Source organism: Pseudomonas sp. NFACC42-2, assembly GCF_900116055.1.
GTDB classification, from domain to species: domain Bacteria; phylum Pseudomonadota; class Gammaproteobacteria; order Pseudomonadales; family Pseudomonadaceae; genus Aquipseudomonas; species Aquipseudomonas marginalis.
The window spans coordinates 1-25,353 of sequence record NZ_FOZO01000002.1 but is presented as its reverse complement, the minus strand read 5'-3'; the positions used below and the strand labels follow the sequence as shown (position 1 = coordinate 25,353).

At 63.5% G+C, this 25,353-nt stretch carries 23 protein-coding genes and 1 pseudogene; 5 read left to right on the top strand and 19 right to left on the bottom strand.

All coding sequences use genetic code 11. The features are described 5' to 3' along the window. Positions 1-32 precede the first annotated feature (32 nt). From BM416_RS03865 to BM416_RS03810, 12 genes are all read right to left on the bottom strand, one after another. Positions 33-1,439 (bottom strand): amidase, encoded by a 1,407-nt coding sequence (locus tag BM416_RS03865; protein WP_092485686.1) that lies wholly within the window; start codon positions 1,437-1,439, stop codon positions 33-35. Next, on the bottom strand, positions 1,436-2,704 hold the full coding sequence (locus tag BM416_RS03860) for a Zn-dependent hydrolase (protein WP_092485683.1): 1,269 nt from the start codon (positions 2,702-2,704) through the stop codon (positions 1,436-1,438). The genes BM416_RS03865 and BM416_RS03860 overlap by 4 nt, the downstream gene beginning before the upstream one ends. 13 nt (positions 2,705-2,717) lie before the next feature. Continuing rightward, positions 2,718-3,413 carry an ABC transporter ATP-binding protein gene (locus BM416_RS03855; protein ID WP_027606163.1) on the bottom strand — a complete coding sequence of 232 codons (696 nt, stop codon included), beginning with the start codon at positions 3,411-3,413 and terminating at the stop codon, positions 2,718-2,720. Then, positions 3,413-4,162: an ABC transporter ATP-binding protein gene (locus BM416_RS03850; RefSeq protein WP_092485680.1), complete on the bottom strand. Its 750-nt coding sequence runs from the start codon at positions 4,160-4,162 to the stop codon at positions 3,413-3,415. Before BM416_RS03850 ends, BM416_RS03855 begins: the two co-directional genes overlap by 1 nt. Further along, complete coding sequence (locus BM416_RS03845; RefSeq protein WP_092485677.1) at positions 4,159-5,169, bottom strand: branched-chain amino acid ABC transporter permease; 1,011 nt, start codon at positions 5,167-5,169, stop codon at positions 4,159-4,161. Before BM416_RS03845 ends, BM416_RS03850 begins: the two co-directional genes overlap by 4 nt. Before the next feature lies 1 nt (position 5,170). Then, a complete protein-coding gene (locus BM416_RS03840) occupies positions 5,171-6,031 on the bottom strand; it encodes a branched-chain amino acid ABC transporter permease (protein ID WP_092485674.1) in 861 nt (286 codons plus the stop codon). A gap of 67 nt (positions 6,032-6,098) precedes the next feature. Beyond that, positions 6,099-7,301 carry an ABC transporter substrate-binding protein gene (locus tag BM416_RS03835; RefSeq protein ID WP_092485671.1) on the bottom strand — a complete coding sequence of 401 codons (1,203 nt, stop codon included), beginning with the start codon at positions 7,299-7,301 and terminating at the stop codon, positions 6,099-6,101. 123 nt (positions 7,302-7,424) lie between these two features. After that, a complete protein-coding gene (locus BM416_RS03830; protein WP_092485668.1) occupies positions 7,425-8,195 on the bottom strand; it encodes a FadR/GntR family transcriptional regulator in 771 nt (256 codons plus the stop codon). Between the two features lie 107 nt (positions 8,196-8,302). Next, entirely contained in the window at positions 8,303-9,052 is a 750-nt protein-coding gene (locus BM416_RS03825; protein ID WP_092485664.1) for an alpha/beta fold hydrolase, read from the bottom strand. A gap of 108 nt (positions 9,053-9,160) precedes the next feature. Next, on the bottom strand, positions 9,161-10,573 hold the full coding sequence (locus BM416_RS03820) for an efflux transporter outer membrane subunit (RefSeq protein ID WP_092485662.1): 1,413 nt from the start codon (positions 10,571-10,573) through the stop codon (positions 9,161-9,163). After that, complete coding sequence (locus BM416_RS03815; RefSeq protein ID WP_092485659.1) at positions 10,566-12,536, bottom strand: MacB family efflux pump subunit; 1,971 nt, start codon at positions 12,534-12,536, stop codon at positions 10,566-10,568. Before BM416_RS03815 ends, BM416_RS03820 begins: the two co-directional genes overlap by 8 nt. Position 12,537: 1 nt before the next feature. Next, a complete protein-coding gene (locus BM416_RS03810) occupies positions 12,538-13,707 on the bottom strand; it encodes an efflux RND transporter periplasmic adaptor subunit (RefSeq protein ID WP_092485656.1) in 1,170 nt (389 codons plus the stop codon). Between the two features lie 257 nt (positions 13,708-13,964). Here BM416_RS03810 and BM416_RS03805 point away from each other — a divergent pair, with 257 nt between their 5' ends. From BM416_RS03805 to BM416_RS03790, 4 genes and pseudogenes are all read left to right on the top strand, one after another. Continuing rightward, positions 13,965-14,447 carry a sigma-70 family RNA polymerase sigma factor gene (locus tag BM416_RS03805; RefSeq protein WP_092485653.1) on the top strand — a complete coding sequence of 161 codons (483 nt, stop codon included), beginning with the start codon at positions 13,965-13,967 and terminating at the stop codon, positions 14,445-14,447. A 119-nt stretch (positions 14,448-14,566) separates the two neighbouring features. Then, a complete protein-coding gene (locus tag BM416_RS03800) occupies positions 14,567-15,904 on the top strand; it encodes a lysine N(6)-hydroxylase/L-ornithine N(5)-oxygenase family protein (RefSeq protein ID WP_092485650.1) in 1,338 nt (445 codons plus the stop codon). 66 nt (positions 15,905-15,970) lie between these two features. Continuing rightward, positions 15,971-17,191: pseudogene (locus BM416_RS03795) on the top strand (putative DNA modification/repair radical SAM protein). Then, positions 17,188-18,021, top strand: a complete 834-nt coding sequence (locus tag BM416_RS03790) for a TIGR03915 family putative DNA repair protein (protein ID WP_092485647.1) — start codon at positions 17,188-17,190, stop codon at positions 18,019-18,021. Before BM416_RS03795 ends, BM416_RS03790 begins: the two are co-directional and overlap by 4 nt. A 72-nt stretch (positions 18,022-18,093) precedes the next feature. Here BM416_RS03790 and BM416_RS03785 read toward each other — a convergent pair whose 3' ends face one another. The 7 genes from BM416_RS03785 to ctlX all read right to left on the bottom strand — a co-directional run bounded on the left by BM416_RS03785 (position 18,094) and on the right by ctlX (position 24,001). Continuing rightward, complete coding sequence (locus tag BM416_RS03785) at positions 18,094-18,591, bottom strand: Lrp/AsnC family transcriptional regulator (RefSeq protein WP_092485644.1); 498 nt, start codon at positions 18,589-18,591, stop codon at positions 18,094-18,096. A gap of 5 nt (positions 18,592-18,596) precedes the next feature. Beyond that, complete coding sequence (locus BM416_RS03780; RefSeq protein ID WP_027606178.1) at positions 18,597-19,427, bottom strand: ABC transporter ATP-binding protein; 831 nt, start codon at positions 19,425-19,427, stop codon at positions 18,597-18,599. 3 nt (positions 19,428-19,430) lie between these two features. Continuing rightward, complete coding sequence (locus tag BM416_RS03775; RefSeq protein ID WP_065923793.1) at positions 19,431-20,144, bottom strand: ABC transporter permease; 714 nt, start codon at positions 20,142-20,144, stop codon at positions 19,431-19,433. Continuing rightward, positions 20,141-20,842, bottom strand: coding sequence for an ABC transporter permease (locus BM416_RS03770; protein ID WP_027606180.1), 702 nt, complete (start codon positions 20,840-20,842; stop codon positions 20,141-20,143). The genes BM416_RS03775 and BM416_RS03770 overlap by 4 nt, the downstream gene beginning before the upstream one ends. A 137-nt stretch (positions 20,843-20,979) precedes the next feature. After that, on the bottom strand, positions 20,980-21,759 hold the full coding sequence (locus tag BM416_RS03765; protein WP_092485641.1) for an ABC transporter substrate-binding protein: 780 nt from the start codon (positions 21,757-21,759) through the stop codon (positions 20,980-20,982). 257 nt (positions 21,760-22,016) lie between these two features. Continuing rightward, the gene (locus BM416_RS03760) at positions 22,017-23,063 is read right to left on the bottom strand and encodes an ornithine cyclodeaminase (RefSeq protein WP_092485638.1); all 1,047 of its coding nucleotides are present in this window, start codon (positions 23,061-23,063) and stop codon (positions 22,017-22,019) included. Positions 23,064-23,074: 11 nt separating this feature from the next. Continuing rightward, a complete protein-coding gene (ctlX, locus tag BM416_RS03755; RefSeq protein WP_092485635.1) occupies positions 23,075-24,001 on the bottom strand; it encodes a citrulline utilization hydrolase CtlX in 927 nt (308 codons plus the stop codon). Between the two features lie 287 nt (positions 24,002-24,288). Here ctlX and BM416_RS03750 point away from each other — a divergent pair, with 287 nt between their 5' ends. Beyond that, complete coding sequence (locus BM416_RS03750; RefSeq protein ID WP_092485632.1) at positions 24,289-25,182, top strand: GNAT family acetyltransferase; 894 nt, start codon at positions 24,289-24,291, stop codon at positions 25,180-25,182. Positions 25,183-25,353: the final 171 nt, after the last annotated feature.

Below are 25,353 nucleotides of genomic sequence, written 5' to 3'. Positions count from 1 at the left end.
GAATCGTCGCACCGCCCCTCCCACATTTGGATCTACAGTGTTGGGGTGATCGGTGTCTGTAAGTGCCGGTTCGGAAACGCCTTGGCATACACCCGGCACACTCGCAACACCTGCTCATCGGCAAACCGCGCGCCCACCACATGCAACCCCACCGGCAAGCCATTCGCCGCCAAGCCGCACGGCACCGACGCTGCCGGTTGCTGGGTGAGGTTGAAGGGGTAGGTGAACGGTGTCCACTCGGTCCATTCCTGCATCCCGGAACCGGGCGGTACGTTGTGCCCGGCCTCGAACGCGGTGATCGGCATCATCGGCGAGACCAGCACGTCGTAATGCTCGTGGAACGCCGCCATACGGGCCACCAGCGCGGCGCGGGCTTCGAGGGCTGCGTTGAAGTCATCCAGGCTCAGTTGCTCGCCACGCTGGGCAATGCGCAGCAGCCCAGGGTCCAGCAGTTGTTTCTGTGCGTCGCTCATGGACCCGGTCAGGCGTGCCGCGCCCGCTGCCCACAAGGTGCTGAACACTTCCAGCGGGTCGCTGAAGCCAGGGTCGATCTGCTCGACATGGGCACCCAACTGCACCAGGCCCTCGACCGCCCGGGCGACCACCCTGGCCACCTGCGGGTCGACATCCACGTAGCCAAACGTGGGGCTGTAGGCCACGCGCAGGCCGTTCAAATCCGTGTGCGGCGTGAGCCATGGCGTGGTCCTTGGCGCGCCGATCAGGCCATCCCGCGCATCCGGCTGTGCCACGGCCTGCAGCATCAGCACGCTGTCTTCCACGGTGCGGGTCATCGGCCCCAGGTGCGAAAGGATGGTCATCGAACTGGCCGGCCACTGCGGTACATAGCCGAACGTCGGCTTGATCCCGAAGGTGCCGGTGAACGCACAGGGGATGCGGATCGAGCCGCCGGCATCGCTGCCTTGGTGCAGCACGCCCAGGTTCAGCGCCGCTGCCGCCCCCGCGCCGCCGGACGAACCGCCCGCCGTGGTGCGGGTGTCCCACGGGTTGCGCGTGATGCCGTACAGCGGGTTATCGGTGACGCCTTTCCAGCCGAATTCCGGGGTGGTGGTCTTGCCCAGCAGCACCGCGCCGGCCTTGCGCATAAAGGCCGGGAAGGGCGCGTCGACGTCCCACGGCCCCTCGGCCGACGAGGTGCGCGAGCCCTTGCGGGTGGGCATGCCGAGCGTCAGCGTGAGGTCCTTGATCGAGGCGGGCACGCCATCCAGGGCACCGCAGGGCTCCCCCTTCAACCAGCGTTGCTCCGACGCCCGCGCGGCGCGCAGCGCGCCCTCGGGGTCCACATGGCAGTAGGCGTTGACCACCGGGTTGTGGCGTTCGATGCGCAGCAATGCGTCCTCGGTGACGTCCACCGGCGACAGGGTCTTGTCGCAAAAATGCGCCAGCAGTTGTACGGCCGTCAGTTCACCTATGTCACTCATGGCTGTTCCCCCTGTGCCGCGTTGACCATGGCGCGCAACAACACGGCGCACCCGGCCGCCAGGTCATCCGGCGCGGCGTTTTCGATTTCGTTATGGCTGATGCCGCCTTCGCACGGCACAAAGATCATCCCGGCCGGGCCCAGCTCGGCGACGAAAATCGCGTCATGCCCGGCGCCGCTGACGATGTCCATATGGCTCAGGCCCAAGGCACCCGCCGCATCGCGCACGGCGTTGACGCAGGCCGGGTGGAAGTCCAGGGGCGGGAAGTCGGCGGTGGGCGTCAGTTCGAAGATCAACCCGTGCCGGACTGCTGTGGCTTCGATCACGCCACGTACTTCATCGACCATGGCCTGCAGCTTGTCGGCATGCAAGTGACGCAGGTCGAGGGTCATGTGCACCTGGCCGGGAATCACATTGCGCGACCCCGGGTGCAGGCTCAGGCAGCCGACCGTGCCGCAGGCGTGAGGTTGTTGCTGGTGGGCGATACGGTTGACCGCGCTGACCACCTCGGCGGCGCCCACCAGGGCGTCCTTGCGCAGGTGCATCGGCGTCGGCCCGGCATGGGCTTCGACGCCGGTGAGGGTCAGGTCGAACCACTTCTGGCCCAGGCAGCCCATGACCACACCAATAGTGGTGGCCTGGTCTTCCAGCACCGGGCCTTGCTCGATATGCGCTTCGAAATACGCGCCGACCGGGTGGCCCGACACCGCACGTGAACCGGCATAGCCGATGCGCTGCAACTCGGCGCCCACCGACAGGCCCTGTTCGTCCTGCTTGTCGAGGGTGTCCTGCAGGTCGAACTTACCGGCAAATACCCCGGAGCCCATCATGCACGGCGGGAAGCGCGAGCCTTCTTCGTTGGTCCATACCACCACTTCGATCGGCGCCTGGGTCTCGATCTTCAAGTCATTGAGGGTGCGGATCACTTCCAGGCCGGCCATCACCCCGTAGCAGCCGTCGAACTTGCCGCCGGTGGGTTGGGTGTCGATATGGCTGCCGGTCATCACCGGCGGCAGGGCGGGATTACGCCCAGGGCGGCGGGCGAAGATATTGCCGATGGCGTCGACACTGACGCTGCACCCGGCGGCCTCGCACCACTGCACAAACAAGTCACGGGCCTGGCGGTCCAGGTCGGTGAGGGCCAGGCGGCATACGCCGCCCTTGACCGTGGCGCCCAGTTGCGCCAGGTCCATCAGCGATTGCCACAGGCGGTCGCGGTTGATGAGGGGGGCGTTGCCCTGGAGCGGTTGCGCAAAACTATTCATCTGCATTCTCCCGTCAGGCGCTCAGCGCCAGGTAGCGGTTCTTGATGGTCGGGTCGGCGCGGAAGGCGGCGGCGCTGCCCTCGTAGACCACGCGGCCCTGTTCGAGGACGTAATGGCGGTCGGCGAGCTTGTCGCAGACCATCAGGTTCTGTTCCACCAGCAGCACCGGCAGGCCGTCGTCCTTGACCTTGCGCAGGATCTTCACCAGTTCGTCGACGATCACCGGGGCCAGGCCTTCGGTGGGTTCGTCGAGGATCAGCAACTTGGGGTCGTTGAGCAGGGCGCGGGCGATGGCGAGCATCTGTTGCTCGCCGCCGGAGAGTGCATGGCCGGCGTTCCTGCGCCGCTCCTTGAGGCGCGGGAACATGCCGTACACGTCTTCGAGCTGCCAGCGGCTGGTCTTGCGCACGGCGATGCGCAGGTTTTCCTCGACGGTCAGCAGGCGGAAGATCCCGCGATTTTCCGGCACCAGCGCCAGGCCCTGGCGCGCGATTTCAAAGATTTTCTGCCCCACCAGCGCCTGGCCGTTGAAGTGGATCTGGCCCTGGCGCGGGCAGATGATGCCGAGGATGCTGCGCAGGGTAGTGGTCTTGCCGGCACCGTTGCGCCCGAGCAGGGTCACCAGTTCGCCGGGGTTGACCCTCAGCGACACGCCTTCGAGCACGTGGCTCTTGTCATAGTAGGAATGGATATTCTCGACGATCAGCATCAGGCAGCCTCCCCAAGATAAGCACTGCGCACGCGTTCATCGGCACGCACGAACTCCGGCGTGCCTTCCACCAGGATCTGCCCGTGGCTCATCACGGTGATGCGTTGGCTGATGGACATGACGATGCTCATGTTGTGTTCGATCAACAGCACCGTGTGGTCGCGGCCGAGGTCGCTGATCAGTTGGGTCATGATCGGGATGTCATCGATGCCCATGCCCGAGGTGGGCTCGTCGAGCATCAACAGTTTAGGCTTGGAGCAGATCGACATGCCCACCTCCAGCACCCGTTGCTGGCCGTGGGACAACTCGCCGGCCAGGGTCTCGGCGCGGGCGCTGAGTTGCAGGCGTTCGAGCACCTGGTCGGCCATCTCCAGGTGTTCGCGCTTGCTGTCCACGCGGCGCCAGAAATTCAGCGCACGTGCACCGTCGCGGCCCTGGGCGGCGAGGCGCAGGTTTTCGCGCACGCTGAGGTTCTGGAACAGGCTGGTGAGCTGGAACGAGCGCGCCATGCCCAGGCCGACGCGCGCGTGGGCCGGCTTGCGCATCAGGTTCCTGCCGTCGAAATGAATCGCCCCGGCCGTGGCCTGGCGTTCACCGGTCAGGCAGTGGAACAGGCTGGTCTTGCCCGCACCGTTGGGGCCGATGATGGTGTGGATGGTGCCGGCTTCGACCTTGAGGTTCACGCCGTTCACCGCACGGAACGCGCCATAGGCCAGTTCCAGGTCCTGGGTTTCCAACAGGATGCTCATAGCCCTTCCTCCTTGGCGACGACGACGGCCTTGCGACGGCCGCGCACGCGCTCGAACAACGCGGCCAGGCCGCCCCACAAACCGCCGCGCATGAAGATCACCACCAGGATCAGGATCACCCCCAGCAGCATCAGCCAACGCGGCCACAGGTCGGAGAGAAAATCCCCCAGCAGTACGATGGACCCGGCGCCCAGCAACGAACCGAACAGCGAGCCGGTGCCGCCGATAATGGTCATGATCAGGATGTTCTCGGACATCGCCAGGTCGATATTCGACAGCGGCACAAAGTGCAGCAGCATGGCGTACAGCGCCCCGGCAATCCCGGTGACTGCACCGGACAGCACGAACACCAGGATCTTGAAGTGCCGCGTGTCGTAGCCGATGGCCGAGGCGCGGGTTTCGTTTTCGCGGATCGCCATCAACGTGCTGCCGAACGGCGAGGCGATCACCCGGCGTGCGCCGATAAAGATCAGCAAAAACAGCACCGCGACAAAGCCATAGAACGCACGGGCGTCGGCCAGGGACAGCAGCACGGTGTCACCCAGGCGAATCTCGGGGCGCGGTACGCTGAGCAAGCCGTTGTCGCCACCGGTCCAGTCGCTGAGGGTGTAGGCGACAAAGTACGCCATCTGGCTGAAGGCCAATGTGAGCATCACGAAGTAGATGCCGGTGCGCCGTATTGCCAGGGCACCCACCAGCAAGGCCAGGAAACCACCGGCGATGGCCGCGCCCAGCAGCGCGGTGAACAGGCCCAGTTGCAGGTGGATCATCAGCAGCGCCGCGCAGTAGGCACCGGCACCAAAGAAGATGCCTTGGCCGAATGACAGCAGCCCGGTGTAGCCCAGCAACAGGTTGCAGGCCAGGGCGGCCATGGCAAAGATCAGGATCTCGCTGGCCAGGGTCGCCGAGGGCACTATCAAGGGCAGGCCGATCAGCACCGCCACGACCCACAACAACATGGCGCGCGATTGGGTTTTGGCAAACGGCAGGGGATTTTTCTCGCTCATGTCAGGCTCTCCCAAACAGGCCGTAAGGCCGCACCAGAATCACCACGGCCATGGCGCCGTAGATCATCAGGCTCGCGCCTTGGGGCCAGAGTGTGGTCATCAGGCTTTGCACCACGCCCACCAGCAAACCGCCGACCAGCGCACCGCTGAACGAGCCCATGCCGCCGATCACCACCACCACGAAGGCGATGCCGAGAATCTCGGGGCCAACGAACGGCTGCGCACCGCGCAACGGCGCGAACAGCACCCCGGCCATGCCGGCCAGGCCCACGCCGAGGGCGAAGGTCATGGAGAACAGGCGGAAGATATTCGTGCCGAGCAGCGACACGGTCTCGGTGCTTTCACTGCCGGCGCGCACCAGGGCGCCGAAGCGTGTGCGCTCCAGCAGCAGCCACAGGCCCAGGCCCACCAGCCCGGAAAATACGATGAGGAACAGGCGGTAGTAGGGGTAGACGAAATCACCCACCACCAGTACGCCGCGCAGCAGTTCCGGCACGGCGACGCTTTTGCCCACCGGGCCCCAGATCATCACGCTGGTTTCCTGGATGATCAGTGCGATGCCCAGGGTGACCAGGATCTGGAACATGTGCGGCAAGTGATAGATCCGCTGGATCAACACCCGCTCGATCACCCAGGCCAACGCGGCCACCACCAGCGGCGCAATCAGCAGCGCCAGCCAGAAGTTGCCGGTGAGGCTCACGGCGGTGTAACAGATGTAGGCGCCCAGCAGGAAGAACGCGCCGTGGGCGAAGTTGACGAAGTTGAGCAGGCCGAAAATGATCGTCAGCCCGACCGCGATCAGGAAGTAGATCATTCCCAATCCAAGGCCGTTGAGTATCTGGAACAGGTAAAGATTAAGCATGCAGAAACCCTCGAACAGGTGGCCGCCGGGGCGGCCCTGCCGTGTACAACGGTGGTGTTTTAGCGGATCAGGCGAGCGTGCAGCCCGTGGCTTCCACCGGCGGGAAGGACTGGCCGGCGCTGAGTACCTTGGCCAGGTCATCCTTGTCGGCCATCTCGCCGGCGGCCTTGCCGACCAGCAGGTAGTAGTCCTTGATCACCTGGTGGTCGCCGGCGCGGATCGACTCCTTGCCGGTGGGGCCTTCGAAGCTCAGGCCCTGCATGGCCTTGGCCACGGTCGGCCCGTCGAAGCTGCCGGTGGCGATGATGGTGTCGAGCATGACTTTGGTGCTGATGTAGTCGGCGGCCAACGGGTAGGTGGGGTTGATGCCGTACTTGGCCTGGGTCAGCTTGACCAGCTCGCGGTTGAGCGGGGTGTCGACCTGATGCCAGTATTGCGCGCCGAGGTACACGCCTTCTAGGATATCGCTGCCCAGTTCCTGGAACTGGTCGAGGCCGGCGGACCACACCAGCAGCACTTTCATGCGTTCCTTGATGCCGAAGTTCACCGCCTGGCGCAGGGTGTTGGACGATTGGCTGCCGAAATTCAGCAACACCAGCACGTCGGGTTTGGTGGAGATGGCGTTGGTCAGGTAGCCGGAGAATTCCTGCTCCTGCAGCGAGTGGTAGCTGTTGCCGACATGCTCCAGGCCATGTTCCTTGAGCACGTTTCTGGCGCCTTCGAGCAGCGCTTCGCCGAACACATATTGTGGCGTGATGGTGTACCAGCGCTTGGCATCCGGCAGCAGCTTGATCAGCGGCACCATGGTTTCGCGGATCGCGCCGTAGGTGGGCACCGACCAGCGGAACGTGGCGTGGTTACAGTCTTTGCCGGTGACTTCATCGGCACCGACCGGGGTCATGAACACGCCGCCGACCTTGTCGACCTCCTTGGCCACCGCCAGCGCCGACGACGACAGCGTGCAGCCCTGGAAGAACCGCGCGCCGTCCTGCTGGATCGCCTCCTGCACCTTGCGCACGGCCTTGCCGGCATTGCCCTCGGTGTCGATGACTTTGTAGTTCAAGGGCCGGCCCAGTAGCTCGGTGTGTTGTGCCACCGCCAGGCGCGAACCCATGTCGGCAAACTTGCCATAGCTGGCAAAGGCGCCGGACATGGACTTGAGGCCGTAAAAGGTAAAGGGCTCGGCGGCGAATGCCGAACGCACGCTCAGCGGAAGGCTGAGGGCGGCGGCTGCGGTAAGACTGGCTTTCAATAACGTACGACGCTGCATGGGGTGACTCCCTGGTTTAGTTATTGGCAGGAGTAGCAAGGGCGATACGGTGGAGCAGGGCCTGTGGGCAGGCCTGTTATTGGGATAACGCAGTGAATGCAGTCAACTGTGGGCGGGGTGTTTTCAGTGGTTGTGGTCGAACTCCAGTAGAAAGTGCGGGCTGACCTCGCCTTCCAGCGCGGTCATATGGTGTTCGGCGTCGCACATATGTTCATGCATCAGGCTGCGTACCGCGCCTTCATCCCCGGCGCGAAAGGCGTTCAGCAGCTGTTTGTGATAGTCGAGGTTGGCCGCGTCGAACTGCTTGCGCTTGGGCTTGTAGGCTTTTTTCAGTACCACCAGGTCGCGCAGCAGGTCGTTGAGAAATTGCGCCATAAAGCTCAGCAACGGGTTGGGGCAGGCCTTGGCCAGCAGGTTGTGGAACTCCAGTTCCGCCAGGCGTTGCTCGCGCTGGCCGGCTTCGCTGTCTTCGGGGGCGCTGCAGAAATCCACGTTGTCCTGTAATGCCCGGTAGTCGTCCTCACTCAGGCGCCCGAGCACTGACACCGCCAGTTCCACTTCGATGACCTTGCGCAACTGGTACACCTGCTCGCCATCCAGGTGCTGGAAGTGCAGGTAGTTACGCAGCGCACGGCTGGCGGGTTCAGTGCCGGCCTGGTTCAGGTAGGCACCGCCGCTGGGGCCGGTGCGCGTACTCACCAGCCCCTCGACCTCCAGGGCCTTGAGCGCTTCGCGGGCCGAGCCCTTGGAGCACTGGAAGCTTTCCATCAGCTCACGCTCGGTGGGCAGGCGGTCGCCGGGCTTCAAGGCATCGGTGACGATGGAGCGCTTGACCGACTCGACAATCACGTCGGACAGCTTCTGGCGTTTGCGGCGTAGCGGGCGAGTCAGCATGGGTTCGATTTATCGTATTAATGCGGATAAATAGCACTTAATAACGATTGCGACGGAGCGTCAACGCAGGGTGTCGTTTTCGGCGGCAACAGGTCGTAAACGACGCGCTACTGCCTGCCTGCCACGTCAAGGCAGCGAGTCGACGGTGGCGGCTGTTTGCCATAGGCGAGGAAGTCACCCACCCATCGGTTGATACAGCCGCCGGCGTCCGGTTTGGCGGGCTCCTTGAGGCGCAGTTGTTCGACCTCAAGCCTACCCGCCATGGTGTGTTCGGCGTTGACCAGCACCATGCGTGCGACACGCTCGGGAAACAGTGCGGCATAGCGGCTGCCCAGGCGCGTGGCGATGGTGTCCCCCAGGTAATGCAGTTGGGCGTCGCCCAACTGGGCGCGTACGTATTCCATATCCCGTACGGCCTGTTCGACGCCATGCTCCTGAGTGAGGTCGCGGGGGCTGAGTTCGATCATGTCGTAGCGGTTGAGCAGCGTGCGATAGGCTTGTGTGGAATAAGTCTCCCAGCGGCTGGCGAGGTGAATGGCGAAGGTGCTTCCGTAGTTTTTTTGCGCGGTGTCGCCGGCCTGGGTGAAGACCACGCCTTTGCGGTTCAGGGGGTCGCGGGCGCCGACACGGGTCAGGTAGAGGCGCTGGTGGCCTTGCCAGGGGGCGGCATGGTTGCGCGGTACGGTGACGATGCCGCACTGGGTGCGCGACAGCACCTCGGGGTCAAGCCGTTCGGTGGTGGGGAGGGGGCAATCGAGCAGCCAATCAATGGCGGTGGGTTTGATCAGTGGCTCTGCCTGGCCAAGGTTTGCCATCAACCAGAGACAGCCGCACGCGAGGTATTTTGCAACATTCATCCAGTGTTCCCTGGCAGCCGTGTGATAGCGGCATTTTTTACCAAGGAACCTGAGTCGAAGAATGTAGGGGCGGTAGACGACTTATGTACGAAACTGGAGTTTCGTTTATCAGATGCTGGTTTTCCAACCGCCGCCCAATGCCTTGTACAGCGCAATGCTGGCCTGCAGGCGTGACAGTCGCAATTGCACGTTCAAGTCCTGGGCGGCATACAGGGTGCGCTGGGTTTCCAGTACCGTCAGCAAGTCCTCGGCACCCGCCTGGTAGCGGCTTTCGGCGATCTGGAAGGCGGTTTGGGCCTGTTGCAGTTCTTCCGTTTGCCAGTGGCGCTGCTGGTCCAGGCGCGTGATGCTGCTGAGGGCTTTTTCCACATCGGCAAAGCCATTGATGATCGCGCCACGGTAGGTTTGCAACAGTTCATCCTGGCGGGCGCGGGCCTTGTCGCGCTCGGCACTTAAACGGCCGTTGTTGAAGATCGGCCCGACCAGGCCGGCCGTCAGCGTGTAGTAGGGGCTGCGCAGGACGTCCACGGCCTTGTAGGCGTCGGAGCCGAGCGTGGCGCCGAGGGTCAGGGCCGGCAGCATGGCGGCGCGGGCCACGGTGACGTCCGCCTGGGCTGCCGCCAGTTCGGCCTCGGCCTTGGCAATGTCCGGCCGGCGGCTGAGCAACTGGCTGGGCATGCCGGCGCCGATGGTTGGCCAGGTCAGGTCCTGGAAGGGTTCGGCGCCCAGGTCCAGGGCCTGGACCGGTTGGCCGAGGAGGGCGGCAAGGGTGATCTGGGATTCTTCGGCCAGTTGTTGAATCAACGGCAGCTGGCGTTGCTGGCTGGCCACCAGGCTTTTCTGCTGGGCCAGTTCCAGGGCCGTGGCGGAGCCTGCATCGTAACGGGTCTGCACCAGGTCGAGGACGTTACGCGCATTGGCCAGGTTCAACTCGGCGATCTGCTGGCGCTGGCGGGCCGCGAGGGTTTGCACATAACGGTCGGCGACGTTGCTGAGCAAGGTCAGTTCCACGGTGGCCTGGTCGAACTCGCTGGCGCGCAGGCTGTGCAGGGCACTGTCACGGGCAGCGGCGCGGCCACCCCAGAAATCCACTTCGTAGCTGGCGGTGAAGTTAGCGCCGAAATTATCGACGGCGTCATCGCTTTGTGAGGCGTCAAGGTCCGGCCCGCCCGTGCCGTGCAATAACTTCTGGTGGCTGGCGGCAAGGTTGAACTTCACCTCGGGCAACAGTGGCGCCCCGGCAATCACCGCCGTGGCCTGGGCCTGGCGCACGCGGGCCATGGCGGCGGCCACGTCGAAGCTGTCACGCCGGGCCTGGTCGACCAGGCGGTTCAACTGCGGGCTGCCGAACTGCGTCCACCAGCGCTGGTTGCTGGCCTGGGCGGCGTCGCGTTCGGCGAACTGCCAGGCGGCCGGCGGCGCAATAGCGCTGTCCACGGTGGGCGGGTCACCGGCGCAGGCCGTGAGCAGCAGGCACAGGCCAAGTGCGGGCAGGTACGGGGGAATGGATCGTTTATTCACTGGTCAACGCCTTAACCGGATCGAGCCGGGCAGCTTTACGGGCCGGCATGAAGCCGAATACGACGCCGGTGACCAGCGCGCAAGCGAATGCGCCAAGCACCGCCACCAGGGAGAACTGCACCGCCACCTTGGCCAGCACCAGCACGCCACCCACCAGCAGGGCCAGGGCAATGCCACACAGGCCGCCGACCACCGACAGCATCACCGCCTCGGTCAGGAACTGGCGCAGGATGTCGCGCTGGCGCGCGCCGGTGGCCATGCGAATGCCGATCTCGCGGGTGCGTTCGCGCACGGTCATCAGCATGATGTTCATCACGCCAATGCCGCCTACCAACAGGGAAATCGCGGCAATCGAGCCGAGCATCAGCGACAGGGTGTTCTGGGTGCGCGCCTCGGCCTGGATCATCGCCGCGTTGTTGGTCAGCTCGTAGTCGCGCTTGCCGTTGTGCAGCTTTTGCATCAACTGATCGATGGCCACTTCGGCCTCGTGGACCTTGCGCGCATCGGCGGCGGCAATCACCACGTATTCGGGGTTGTAGCTGCCGAACAGGCGCACGCTGGCGGCGGAGTAGGGGATGGCGATACGGTCATCACTGTCTTTGTTGCCGGAGCTGGCGCCTTTTTCCGCCAGCACGCCGATCACCTGGAACGGCACGTTTTCGATCAGGATGTATTGGCCGATGGGGTCGACCTCTCCCTTGAACAGCTTTTCCCGCACGCGATGACCGATCACCGCCACGGTGGCGGCCGCACGCTCGTCGGCCGCGGTGAAGTAACTGCCCTCGACCACCGGCCAGTTGAAAATGTCCGGGAAATTGGTGTCATTGCCGCCCACATAGGCCATGTAGTCGACGTTGCCATAGCGCACGCCGGCTTCGGTGCCGTTGACCGGCATGATGCGCTTGATCTGGGGCAGCGCCGCCAGCGCCGCGACGTCGTTGAGGGTGACGATACCCAGCGGCGTGCGCGGGTTGGGCGATGAGCCGCTGAGGTAGAGGATGTTGGAGCCGAACGCGCCCATCTGCGCCATGACCTGGCGTTTGCTGCCTTCGCCCACCGCCAGCATTACTACCACCGAGGCCACGCCGATGATGATCCCCAGCAGGGTCAGCGCGGTGCGAAAACGGTTGATCCACATCACCCGCCAGGCGGCCTGGACCGCGTCCAGCAATTCGGCTTTCCACGCGCCATTGTGTTCGGCGCCGTCGGCCAGGCGCTGGCGCAGGTCCACGGCTTGCAGCGCGCCGCTGGTGGCCGGTAGGGGAGCGGCGCCGTCATCGGCCGAGTCACTGATGATCAGGCCATCGCGAATCTCGATGATGCGGTTGGCCCGCGCCGCCACTTCGCGGTCGTGGGTGATCAGGATCACCACATGGCCCTGGCTGGCCAGTTCGTCCAGCAGGGTCATTACCTCGGCGCCGCTGTGGCTGTCGAGGGCGCCGGTGGGTTCATCGGCAAGGATGATATGGCCGCCGTTCATCAGCGCCCGAGCGATCGAGACACGCTGTTGCTGGCCGCCGGACAGCTGGTGCGGACGGTTACCGGTGCGCTCGGCCAGGCCCAGGCGCGCAAGCAGGGCGTGGGCGCGGGCATGGCGCTCGGCCGCACTGATGCCGGCATAGATCGCCGGCATCTCGACGTTCTCCTGGGCCGAACCCGAGGGGATCAAATGGTAGCCCTGGAACACGAAGCCAAAGGCCTCGCGGCGCAGCCAGGCCAATTCGTCGCTGTCCAGGTGGGCGACGTTTTCCCCCGCGAACAGGTACTCGCCTGTGCTTGGGCGGTCGAGGCAACCGAGGATATTCATCAGCGTGGACTTGCCGGAACCGGAAGCCCCGACGATGGCGACGAATTCACCGGCATGGATCGACAGGTCGATGCCGCGCAACACGTCGACCTGCGGGCTGTCGCCACCGCCGTAGGATTTGCGGATGTTCTTGAGTTCGATCAGGGGCGTGGTCACCTCAACCCCCGTTGCCGTCGGCCGGGCCGATCAGCAGGTGATCGCCTTCGCGCAGGCCGTCGAGCACTTCGACCCGCAGGCGATCGCTGATGCCCAGGTGCACTTCACGTTCTTCGATGCGGCCGTTGGTGGCGACCACGCGGGCGATCTGCTTGTCGGCACTTGAGGTGCCCAGCAGCGCGGCCACCGGTGCGGTGAGGACATCCTTGACCTGGCTGGCGACGAAAAATACCTGGGCGGTCATTTCGGCCATCAGCGCGTTGTCGCTGTTGTCCACGTCCAGCAGCACGGTGTACAGCACCACGCGACCGCTGCCGCTCTTGCTGGAACTGTTGGGGCTGCCGCTGCCCTGGGTTTCATTCAGTGGCTTGGGCGGGATCGGCAGGATCTGCCGCACGGTGCTGGTCCAGCGCCGGCTGCCGCCGCTGAGGGTGGTGAAATAGGCGGTCATGCCCGGCTTGACGTGGCCGATGTCGGCTTCCGAGACTTCCGCCCACACGGTCATCGGCGACAACTTGGCGATCCGCAGGATCAGCGGCGTCTGCTGCTGGGCATTGAGGGTCTGGCCGACGCGCGCGTCCACCGCGACCACGGTGCCGGTCATCGGTGCGTAGATGCGCGTATAGCCCAGTTCCGCTTCATCGCTGCGCAGGCTGGCCTGGGCCTGGAGAATCTGCGCCTGGAACATGTCCATCCGGGCCTGGGTGGCACTCAGTTCGGCCTTGGCGGTTTGCACGTCTTCCTCGCGGGTGGCGTTGCCGGCGGCCAGGCGCTGCTGGCGCTGGTACTTCTGGCGGGCGAGGGCATGCTGGGCCTTTTGCTCCTGCAACTGGGCCTTGAGGTTTTCGATGGCGTAGCGGCTGGCGTCGAGCTTGGCTTTTTGCGTCGAGGGGTCGATCTCCACCAGCAATTGGCCCTCCTGCACCTGATCGCCGGCTTCAACGTGGATCTTGCGAATCTGTCCGGACGCCTGGGCGCCCACGTCGACATACCGGCGCGGTTGCAGGGTGCCCAGGGCCGTGACGCTGTTTTCGATAGTGCCGCGGGTGACGGTGACGGTGGTCAGGTCGTCACGCCCCGGCGGCAACACCTGCCAGGCGGCCACGGCGATGATGGGAATCAGGCACGCGATAGCGAGCAAGGCGCGTCGGGCAGGTCGAGGGCGTTTCATGCTTAGGTTCCAGCCGGGAAAGTTCGGAGCGCAGTTGCGCAGAGCTGACAGTTAAACGAGAGAATTGCCCGAGGATTTAGGTCGTTACATAAGTGGTTACAGGTCTTGGGCAGAAAAAAAACGGTCTGTAGGTGCAAGTCTTGTTTAAAAGTAGATGAGAATTACTATAAATTGCACCTACCCAAACTGCCATTACTGAATACGCTGTCTTTTTTCGCACTCAAGGACCTAATGCCGCCACCCGGCGGCCGGGAGTCATGTTGGAAAACTACTATCGCGAGCTGGTGTGTTTCCTCAACGCCAAGCTGGGCAACCGTCAGGTGGCCGAGGATGTGGTGCATGACGCTTATGTCCGGGTGCTGGAACGTTCCAGCGAGACGCCTATCGAACAGCCGCGTGCCTTTTTGTATCGCACCGCGCTGAACCTGGTGATCGACGGCCACCGGCGCAATGCCCTGCGCCAGGTCGAACCCCTGGAGGTACTCGACAGCGAGGAGCGCTTTGCCGCCTGTTCGCCCCATGCCACTCATGACTACGACCAACGCCTGGCCTTGCTTGAGCGCGCCCTGGCCGAGCTGCCGTCGGCCTGCCGCGACAGCTTCCTGTTGCGCAAACTCGAGGGCTTGAGCCACCTGCAAATCGCCGAGCGCCTGGGTATTTCCCGCGCCCTGGTGGAAAAACACATCGTCAACGCCATGAAACACTGCCGGGTGCGGATGCGCGAGTGGGACGCGCACTGATCACCGATCGGTTAAATTTTTTTTCACTGTCCTCGTTTCCTATCAACACATGACCTGTTGTGCAGGTCTCGAAGGTATTCCCGCCCCACCGCCAAGGGGCTTATCCAGAGGACACTGGAATGACACAGGCAATTGCTTCGCCCGCGGTTCACGACCTGATCGGTATCGGTTTTGGCCCTTCGAACCTGGCGCTGGCCATCGCCCTGCAGGAGCGCGAAAAGGCCCAGGGCAAACTGGACGTACTGTTTCTCGACAAACAGGCCGATTACCGCTGGCACGGCAATACCCTGGTGACCCAGAGCGAATTGCAGATTTCGTTCCTCAAGGACCTGGTGACCCTGCGCAACCCCACCAGCCCGTACTCCTTCGTCAATTACCTGAAAGCCCACGACCGCCTGGTGGACTTCATCAACCTGGGCACCTTCTACCCGTGCCGCATGGAGTACAACGACTACCTGCGCTGGGTCGCGGGGCAGTTCCAGGCCCAGGCCCGCTACGGCGAGGAAGTACTGGCCATCGAGCCGATCCTGCACCAGCAACAGGTCGAGGCATTGCGTGTGATCTCCCGCGATACCCTGGGCGAGCAGCATGTGCGCACCACCCGTTCGGTGGTGGTCAGCGCCGGCGGCACACCGCGCATTCCCGAAACCTTCAAGGTCCTCAAGGGCGACAGCCGGGTGTTCCACCATTCCCAGTACCTGGAGCGCATGGCCGCCCAGCCTTGCGTGGACGGCAAGGCGATGCGCATCGCCATCATCGGTGGTGGCCAGAGCGCGGCCGAAGCCTTTATCGACCTGAACGACAGCTTCCCCTCGGTACAGGTCGATATGATCCTGCGCGGTTCGGCGCTCAAGCCCGCCGATGACAGCCCGTTCGTCAACGAAGTGTTCTCGCCGGCCTTCACCGACCTGGTGTTCCAGCAAGTCGGTGCCGAGCGCGAGCGCCTGGTCGCCGAGTACCAGAACACCAACTATTCGGTGGTCGACCTCGACCTGATCGAGCGCATCTACGGGATTTTCTACCGCCAGAAAGTCTCCGGCATCGCCCGCCAGGCCTTCCGCACCATGACCGTGGTCGAGAAGGCCACCCCCGGCCCCCTGGGCATCGAACTGGCCCTGCGCAACAACGCCAGCGGCGAAACCAGCGTCAACCATTACGACGCGGTGATCCTCGCCACCGGCTACGAGCGCGAGACCCACCGCGCATTGCTGGCGCCGCTGGAGGAGTATCTGGGTGATTTTGAAGTGGCGCGCGATTACCGCATCGTCACCGATGAGCGCTGCAAGGCCGGCATCTACATCCAGGGCTTCAGCCAGGCCAGCCATGGCTTGAGCGATACGTTGCTGTCGGTACTGCCGATTCGCGCGGATGAGATTGCGGCGTCGCTGTTTGAAAATGACCGTAGCCGTGGCAAGGGGCGTTCGGTACAGGATCTGCTCCTCGCCACTGCCAGCTGACAGGCTGTACTTGTGACACGGGGGGCTGGCTGATACTGTACAAAAAACCAGTATCGGTAAGCCCCCATGCAGTTGATCGAAAAACTCAGCATCCTCGCCGATGCCGCCAAGTACGACGCCTCCTGCGCCAGCAGCGGCGCGCCCAAGCGCAGCTCGGAAGGCAAGGCGGGGCTGGGCTCCACCGATGGCATGGGCATCTGCCACAGCTACACGCCGGACGGTCGCTGCGTATCCTTGCTCAAGGTGTTGCTCACCAACTTCTGTCTCTACGACTGCCAATACTGCGTCAACCGCCGCTCCAGCGACGTGCCCCGTGCACGCTTCAGCCCGGAGGAGGTGGTGACCCTGACCCTGGATTTCTACAAGCGCAACTGCGTCAGCGGGCTGTTCCTCAGTTCCGGCATCATTCGTTCGGCCGACTACACCATGGAGCAGTTGGTGCGGGTGGCCAAACTGCTGCGCGAAGAGCATGACTTTCGCGGTTACATCCACCTCAAGACCATCCCCGAAGCCGACCCGGCGCTGATTGCCGAGGCCGGGCGCTACGCCGATCGCCTCAGCGTGAATATCGAACTGCCCACCGATGCCAGCCTGCAAACCCTTGCGCCGGAAAAACAGATCGTCTCGATCAAGCAGGCCATGCAGACCATCTACACCGGCGAGCAGACCGTCCTGAACGAACCTCGCGCACCGCGTTTCGCCCCGGCCGGGCAGAGCACCCAGATGATCGTCGGCGCCGACGAGACCGACGACAGCACCATCCTCCACAGTGCCGAGGCGCTGTATGGCAACTTCAAGCTGCGCCGCGTGTATTACTCGGCCTTCAGCCCCATCCCCAACAGCCCGAAAAGCGTGCCACTGGCCGCGCCGCCGTTGATGCGCGAGCATCGCTTGTACCAGGCGGATTTCCTGCTGCGCAGCTACGGCTTCAGTGCCAACGAACTGTTCGAAGGCCCCGGCCACCTGGCCCTGGACATCGACCCCAAGCTGGCCTGGGCCCTGGAGCACCGCGAGGTGTTCCCCCTGGACCTGAATCGCGCCGAGCCGACCTTGATCGCCCGCATCCCGGGCATCGGCCTGCGCACCACCTAGCGCCTGGTGGACCTGCGCCGCGAACGCAAGATCCGCTTTGAAGACCTGGCGCGCATGCGCTGTGTGCTGGCCAAGGCCAAGCCGTTTTTCATCACCAGTGACTACCACCCGCAACAGGCGGACAGCACCAGCGTGCTGCTGCGCGAACAACTGCGCGACCGCCCGCAGCCGCAGCAGATGGGGTTGTGGGGATGATCAGCCTGGAATGCGACAACCTTTTCAGCACCTGGCGTGAACAGGCGCGCTGGCTGCTCAGCCATCAGGTCGACCCCAGCCAGGTCAGCTGGGGCGAGATGCAGGCGGCGGACCTGTTTGCCACCGATGAGCCGATACCCGCAGGCTTGGGGCCGTTCCAGGCGCGTATTCCCAAGGCGCTGCTGGAGCTGTTGGAGTCAGCCGCCTGTTACCACGGCGACCAGCGTTGGAGCCTGTTGTACGAAGTGCTCTGGCGCGTCAGCCATGGCGACCGCACCGCGATGCTGGCGGGGGATAAACTCGGCACTGAATTGCAGCGACGCATCAAGCAGGTGAGTCGCGAGGCCCATCACCTGCATGCGTTTGTGCGCTTTATCGCCCTGCCGGCAGAAGCAGGGCCCGAGTTGCCGGAGTACGTGGCCTGGCATGAACCGGCCCATGACATCCTCAAATCGGCCAGCCAGCATTTTGTCGGGCGCATGGGGCGCCATCGCTGGATGATCGCCACGCCGTTGGACGGGGTTTATTACGATGGCGAACAGCTGATTCATCAACGCCAATGCCCTGAGGCCTGGCAGCAGCTGGCGCAGAATGTCGAGGATCCCCACAGCGCGATGTGGCTGACGTACTACAGCCACATTTTCAACCCGGCGCGGTTGAACCCCAAGGTGATGGAAGGGCACTTGCCGAGTCGGTTCTGGAAGAATCTGCCGGAGGGCAGGTTGATCCCGGGGTTGATCAGCGAGGCGCGTACAGGGAAGCAGAAGGATGGGCAGGCGAAGCTGGTGGGGGCGCGCCAAGGTAAGAAAATCTTAAGCGGGCATGGTTAAAAATGTGGGAGGGGCGGTGCGACGATTCGACTTGCTCCCACATTCGATCCTCATTGGCTTGGCGAGTGGGGCTCAGGCCAGCTCGATGGCGGTATTCTTCACCACCGCCAACTCCGGATGCGCCACCAACTTATCGATGTGCAGCTCATCATTGTTCAGCCAGATCTCCGATACCACCCGGTAGTGCTCCATGTCCCGGCAGCGCATGCGCAGGCTGTAGTCGAACGGCCCGCTGATCAACTGGCATTCGAACACCTGGGGGCACGCCTTCATGCATGCTTCGAAGGCCTTTTGCGCCGAGCGCCCGCTCTGGTTGGACAAGGCCACCAGCACCAGCAGCGACAGCCCGGGCGAGACCATCTGTACATCGATGATCGCGCCGTACCCGCGAATCACCCCGCGTCTCTCCAGCTTGCGCACCCGTTCCAGGCAGGGCCTGGGGGTGAGGTGCACCAGTGACGAGAGCTTTTCATAGGTGATACGCCCCTGGTGGCGCAGCACGTCGATGATCGCCTCATCGATGCGATCCAGCGCAGGGGAGGTATGGGGTCCGTTGGCCTTGGTATCCATGGGTTTCACTTCAAACGGTTGGAAAGAAATTGCTGCAAGCGCTCGCTGTTGGGGTGGTCGAGGATCTCGGCGCCGCCTTGTTCCTCGACTCGGCCCTGATGCAGGAACAGCACTTGGCTGGACACCTGGCGGGCAAAGCCCATTTCGTGGGTGACCATGAGCATGGTACGACCTTCCTCAGCCAACGTCTGTATGACTTTGAGGACTTCTCCTACAAGCTCGGGGTCGAGGGCGGAGGTGGGCTCATCGAACAGAATGATTTCCGGCTCCATCGCCAGGGCCCGCGCGATGGCCACGCGCTGTTGTTGGCCGCCGGACAGGAACGCCGGGTACTGATCGGCCACGCGGCCCGGCAGGCCGACCTTGTCGAGGTACATGCGCGCGCGTTTTTCCGCTTCGGCGGCACTTACCCCCAGCACCCGGCGCGGGGCCATGGTGATGTTTTCCAGCACGGTCATGTGGCTCCACAGGTTGAAGTGCTGGAACACCATGGCCAGGCGCGTGCGCAGGTTCTGCAATTGTTCCTGGTGCGGCGCGCGGGCGCCGGCGCGGCCCTGGCGCATTTCGATGCTGATGCCGTCCAGGGTGATGACGCCGGCGTCCGGCTGTTCGAGAAAGTTGATGCAGCGCAGCATCGTGCTTTTGCCCGAGCCGCTGGCGCCGATCAGGCTGATCACGTCGCCGTGGCGTGCGTTGAGGGACACACCCTTGAGCACTTCGTGTTCGCCGTAGCGTTTATGGATGCCTTCGACCTGCAGCTTGACGGCAGCAGTTGCCGCCTGGGTAACGGGTACATCGACAGGATAAGTGGCCAGGGCCTGCGCGGACTGATTCATGGGTTAGCCTCGGGTAGGAACAAGAAAACGCATCCAGCGACGTTCGGCCAGTCGGAACAGGCCCACCAGTGCAAAGGACAGCAGCATGTAGAGCAGGGCGGCGATGCCGAAGGCCTGGAACGTCAGGAACGTCTCGGCATTGGCATCGCGCGCCACCTTGAGGATGTCGGCGACGGTGGCGGTAAACGCCAGCGACGTGGCGTGCAGCATCAGGATCATTTCATTGCTGTAGGCCGGCAGCGCCCGGCGCAGTGCGGCAGGCACCACCACAAACAGGTTGAGGCGCCAGCCGTGCAGGCCATAGGCGCGGGCCGCTTCGAGTTCGCCGTGGGGAATGTTGCGGATCGCCCCGGCGAAGATTTCCACGGTGTAGGCGCAGGTGTTGAGCACGAAGGCCAGCAGGGTGCAGTTGAGGGCATTGCGGAAAAACTGGTTGAGCAGGGCGTTGTCCTGCACCACCTCCAGGCTGTACAGCCCGGTGTAGCAGATCAACAGTTGGATATACAACGGCGTGCCGCGAAACAGATAGGTGTAGACCTCCACCGGCCAGCGCAGCCAGAAGTGTTCCGACACGCGGGCCAGCGCCAGGGGGATCGACAGGAAAAACCCCAGTACCACCGAGATAATGAACAGCCACAAGGTCATGGCAACGCCGGACAACCCGGTGCCATCGCTGAACAGGTAGGCCAGGCCGTATTGCTGGAACAGTTCGATCATCGCGCCATCCCCTTGATGCCGAGGTTGTAGCGCCGTTCGAGGCGCTTGAAGATGCGGTTGGAGAGGGTGGTGATCACCAGGTACACCAGGCCCGCGAGGATCAGGAAGTACAACGGCTCGTTGGTGGTCTTGCCGGCGTTCTGCGCAGCCTTGACCAGGTCCGACAGGCCGATGATCGACACCAGCGCCGTGGACTTGAGCAGCACCAGCCAGTTATTGCCCAGGCCCGGCAGGGCAAAGCGCATCAACTGCGGGAACAGCACCAGGTGAAAACGCTGCCAGCGGCTCAGGCCGTAGGCGGTGGCGGCTTCGAGTTGGCCGACCGGCACACTGAGGATCGCACCACGGAAGTTCTCGGTGAAATAAGCGCCGTAGATAAACCCCAGGGTGATGACCCCGGCGGTAAACGGGTCGATTTCAAAGTAGTCCCAGCCGAACACTTCGCTCAGGTCGTTGAGCCACAGTTGCAGGCTGTAGAAAATCAGCAGGATCAGCACCAGGTCCGGCACGCTGCGGATCAGCGTGGTGTACAGCGTGGCCGGCACCCGCAGCCATTGGGCGCTGGAAAGTTTGGCGCCGGCGGCGATCAGGCCCAGGGCAAGGCTCAGGGCCAGCGCCAGGAGCGCCAGCTTGACCGTCATCCAGGCACCCTGGGCGAGCATCGGGCCGTAGCCTTGCAGGTTGAGGAGTTCGTTCATGGGGAGATCTCTAAAGGGCGCAGACATACCCCTGTGGGAGGGGGCTTGCTCCCGATGAGGGCGTGCCAGTCGACACCTGTATTGACTGACCCGCCGCTATCGGGAGCAAGCCCCTTCCCACAAGGGATTGTGTTGGCTTATTCGTTGTAGATGTCTTGATCGCCGAAGTATTTCTTCTGGATCTGTGCGTAGGTGCCATCGGCCTGGACGGCGGCGATGCCTTTGTTGATCAGCGCACGCAAGTCCTGGTCGTTCTTGCGCAGGCCCATGGCGATGTCCAGGGGCAGGGTCGGGTCCTTGAAGGCCGGGCCGGTCTTGAAGTCGGCGCCTTCAGGCTTGGACAGGAAGTTGAGCTGGGCTTCGAGCTTGTCGGTCAGGGTGGCGTCGAGACGGCCGTTCTGCAGGTCGGCGTAGTTCTGTTCCTGGGACTGGTACGCCTTGATCTGCGCGCCCAGTTTGGCCAGGTGCGCGCGGGCATAGGCTTCCTGCAACGAACCTTGCAGCACGCCGACCTGTTTGCCTTTCAACGATTCCGGGGTGTCGCCGAAGTCGGCGTTTTTGCGCGTGATCACCGACGTGGGGCTGAGGAACAGGCGGTCGGTGAAGTCGATGACTCTCGCGCGCGCCGGGGTCACGGCCATGGACGACATGATCGCGTCGAACTTGCGCGCGCGCAGGGCCGGGATCATGCCGTCGAATTCGTTGTGCACCCAGGTGCATTTGACCTCGAGCTTGGCGCAGATGGCATTGCCCAACTCGATATCGAAGCCTTGCAGGCTGCCGTCGGCGGCCACGGATTCAAACGGGGGGTACTCGGGGAATACGCCGAAGCGGATTTCTTTCCAATCCTGGGCGTGGGCGGCGCTGGCGCACAGTGGCAACAGCAACGCAGCGAAGAGTGATCGCAGTGGAGTCATGTGTCAGTCCCTATATTTTGTAATTGATGTCAGGGCAGTAGAAAGGGTGCAGCGTGCATGTATTCGGTGACGCTTTGGCCGGGCTCAGAATGCTTCATGATGGTGCGTTTTTTGTGTCGTTTACCCGGTGCTCAAAGCGCAAATTGCGCTGTTAAAACACGCAATGCAGCGGAATCGGCTGTGTCACCTTATGAATCGGCTTTTCAGTCCTGGAAATCCGGCCTGCCCTTGGCGCAAAGGGGCAGGCCAGAGCGGTCTCAGGCGCGCTTTTTGTGCTGTGCACGAGGCTGTTGGGCCAGGCGTGCGAACAGGTCTTTCGGGTCGGCCAGGTCCGGCACCAGTTCCAGCTCGCTGCCGATATCCAGGGCCTTGGCGACGTCCAGTACATAGCGCAGGGCCGAGTAGTCTTCGATGGCAAAGCCTACCGAGTCGAACAGGGTGACCTGGCGCTCACTCTCGCGGCCGGCGACCTGGCCGTTGATGACCTGCCACAACTCGGTCACCGGCGAGTCTTCCGGCATGTGCTGGATTTCACCTTCGATGCGGCTTTGCGGTTCGTACTCGACGATCACACGGGCGCGCTCGACGATGCGGCGGTCCAGCTCGGTCTTGCCTGGGCAGTCGCCGCCCACGGCGTTGAGGTGCATGCCGGGCTCGATCATGTCGTCGGTGAGGATGGTCGCGTAGGCCTTATCGGCGGTGACGGTGGTGATGATGTCCGCGCCCTTGACCGCTTCGGCCACGCTGCCGGCCAGGATCACCTTGATCGCCGGGAACGCCTTGAGGTTGGCTGCCAGCTTGGCGGTGGCCCTGGCGTCGATGTCGAACAGGCGGATTTCGTTGATGCCGAGCATGGCGTGGAAGGCCAGGGCCTGGAATTCGCTCTGGGAGCCGTTGCCGATCAACGCCATGCTGCGGCTGTTGGCGCGGGCCAGGTAGCGGGCCACCAGGGCCGACGTGGCGGCGGTACGAATGGCAGTGGTCAGGGTCATTTCCGCCAGCAGCACCGGTCTGCCGGTGTCGACGTCGCCCAGTGCACCAAAGGCCATCACCGTGAGCATGCCGGCCAAGGTGTTCTTCGGGTGGCCGTTGACGTATTTGAAGGCGTACAGCGAGGCGTCGGAGACCGGCATCAACTCGATCACGCCATCCGGCGAGTGGTTGGCCAGGCGTGCGCATTTTTCAAAATCCTGCCAGCGCAGGTAGTCAGCGCGGATGTACTCGGCCATCTCGGTGATGCAGGTGTGCAGGCCCTTTTGCGAAACCAGATAGCTGAGGTCGTTGACGTCGATATAGCGGGTCATGGCAAGACTCCTTATTGAAATGAGGGACGGGCGGGCAGATGCACTTCTGCCAGCATGCAGCGGGCACTGCCGCCGCCGATGCGTTCGATGTTGTCGATGTTCACCACCACCGGCCGTGTGTGGCGCTCCACATGCCGGCGCTGCGCCGGTTGCAGCGCGCCCCAGGCACTGGCAGACATCACCAGCAGCGGCTGGCGGTCGCGGTCGTGGACTTCGAGCATGTTGCCGGCGAAGGCTTCGAGCTGGTCGAAGTCGAGGCCGAGGATGTCTTTGCCGGTGTCGCGCAGCGAGCGTTCCAGGGCCTGGCGTTCGTCGGCGTCGGGCAGCGCTTGCAGGCACACCACCGAGAGGTCGCGGCCGACGCTCATCATCACGTTGCTGTGGTAGATCGGTGCGTGGTGGCGGTCGACGGCGTGGAACACGCAGAGCCGGTAGTCGAGGCGTTCGGCAAACTGGCGCAGCGCGTCGTGGTGGGTGCGCCCGGAGTGACAGGCGTAGCTGATGCGGTGCTGGCGGTCGAGGACCATGCTGCCGGTGCCTTCGAGGAAGATGTTCTGTTGTTCGAGGTGGCTGAGGTCGATGGTGTCCTTGATCGCAAAGCGCTGCTCCAGCACTTGCAGTACGCCTTTGTTGCGCTCCAGTCGTCGGTTGTGGCCTTCCATCGGGTACAGCACCAGGCTGCCGTCGGCGTGGCTGCTCCACCAGTTGTTGGGGAAGATCGAGTCGGGTGTGTGGGGCGCCGGAGTGTCTTGCACCACCAGCACTTCCACGCCGTGCCGGCGCAGGGTGTCGACATAGCCGTCGAACTCTTCCAGCGCTTTCTGCTGTGCACTGAGCGGGTCGAGGGGCGGGCGTTGGAAACGGTTGTTGATCGCGGTATCCGGGTTGAAGGCAAAGCGCGCCGGGCGAATCATCAGGACGGTATTGGTGGTTTGCATGGGTGCACGAATCCATGGGGTTGAGCAGTGGGGCTATTTTGTTCGCTGTGGCAGGGGAATCCCGGCTGAAACCAAGGGGCGGCCCAGCCGGGAAAGCTGAAAAGGGGGGTGAGGCAGCCGAATCGGCTGTTGGAGCTGGAGCGCGGTCAAAAGGTGAGAGGGGGCTTGCCCCCGATTGCGGTATATCAGTCACTCAATCCATCAACTGGCACACCGCCATCGGGAGCAAGCCCCCTCCCACATTGGTACAGTGGCGACTGTATTCGCGCCGTCAGCCAGGAGGAATCATGTCTACCGTCGTACGTCTTGCCCAATCCGAGGATGCCGAAGGGATCAGCCAGGTCATCCTGGCGGCCTTGCACAGCAGCAATGCGCGGGACTATCCGGCGGATGTGATTGCCCGGGTGGCCAGCAACTTCACCCCGGACGCGGTGCTCGACCTGCTCAAGCGCCGTGTGGTGCTGGTGGCGGTCCAGGACCGGGTGATCGTCGCCACGGCGGCCCTGGATGCCAATGTGGTGCGCTCGGTGTTCGTCAACCCGACGCTGCAAGGGCAGGGCATTGGCCGGTTGCTGATGATTGAAATCGAACTGCGCGCGCGGGAAGCGGGGGTGACGACGCTGAGTGTGCCGTCCTCGCTGACCGCCGAGCCGTTCTACACCAAGCTGGGTTTTCACACGGTACGCGACGTCTACCACGGCAATGAGCGCACGCTGGTGATGGAAAAGGCGCTGTTGTCGCGCCATCCCATCGGTCCGTATCGCGACCGCCAGCACCGTGGGCAAGTGGTGGCGTTATGGCAGGAGGTATTTGGGTATGACACGGCGCATAACCTGCCGACCCTGGCGATCGATAAGAAACTGGCGGTCAATGACGGGCTGTTTTTTGTGGCGACGGACAAAAAGACTGTTATCGGGACGGTGCTTGCCGGCTACGACGGTCATCGCGGCTGGTTGTACTCGGTGGCCGTGCACCCGGGCTATCGGCGTCATGGCCTCGGTTCCTCGCTGGTGCGGCATGCGGAACAGGCCCTGACGGCCCTGGGCTGCATGAAGATCAATCTGCAGATCACCGGTGGCAATGAGGCGGTGGTGGGGTTCTATGAGGCGCTGGGGTATGGGGTGGAGCCGAGGATCAGCATGGGCAAGAAGATTGCCGAGAATATCCCGGCTCAATCCTGAGGACACCGGAGAGCAAATGTGGGAGGGGGCTTGCCCCCGATGTCGGTGTATCAGTCAACAGATTCATTGACTGACCCACTGCCATCGGGGTGTAGAACCGTAGACATCGTTTACATCTGAAACCGGGGACATCGTTTACACATTTGAGGCCTGGACGCGGGTCATACCTCG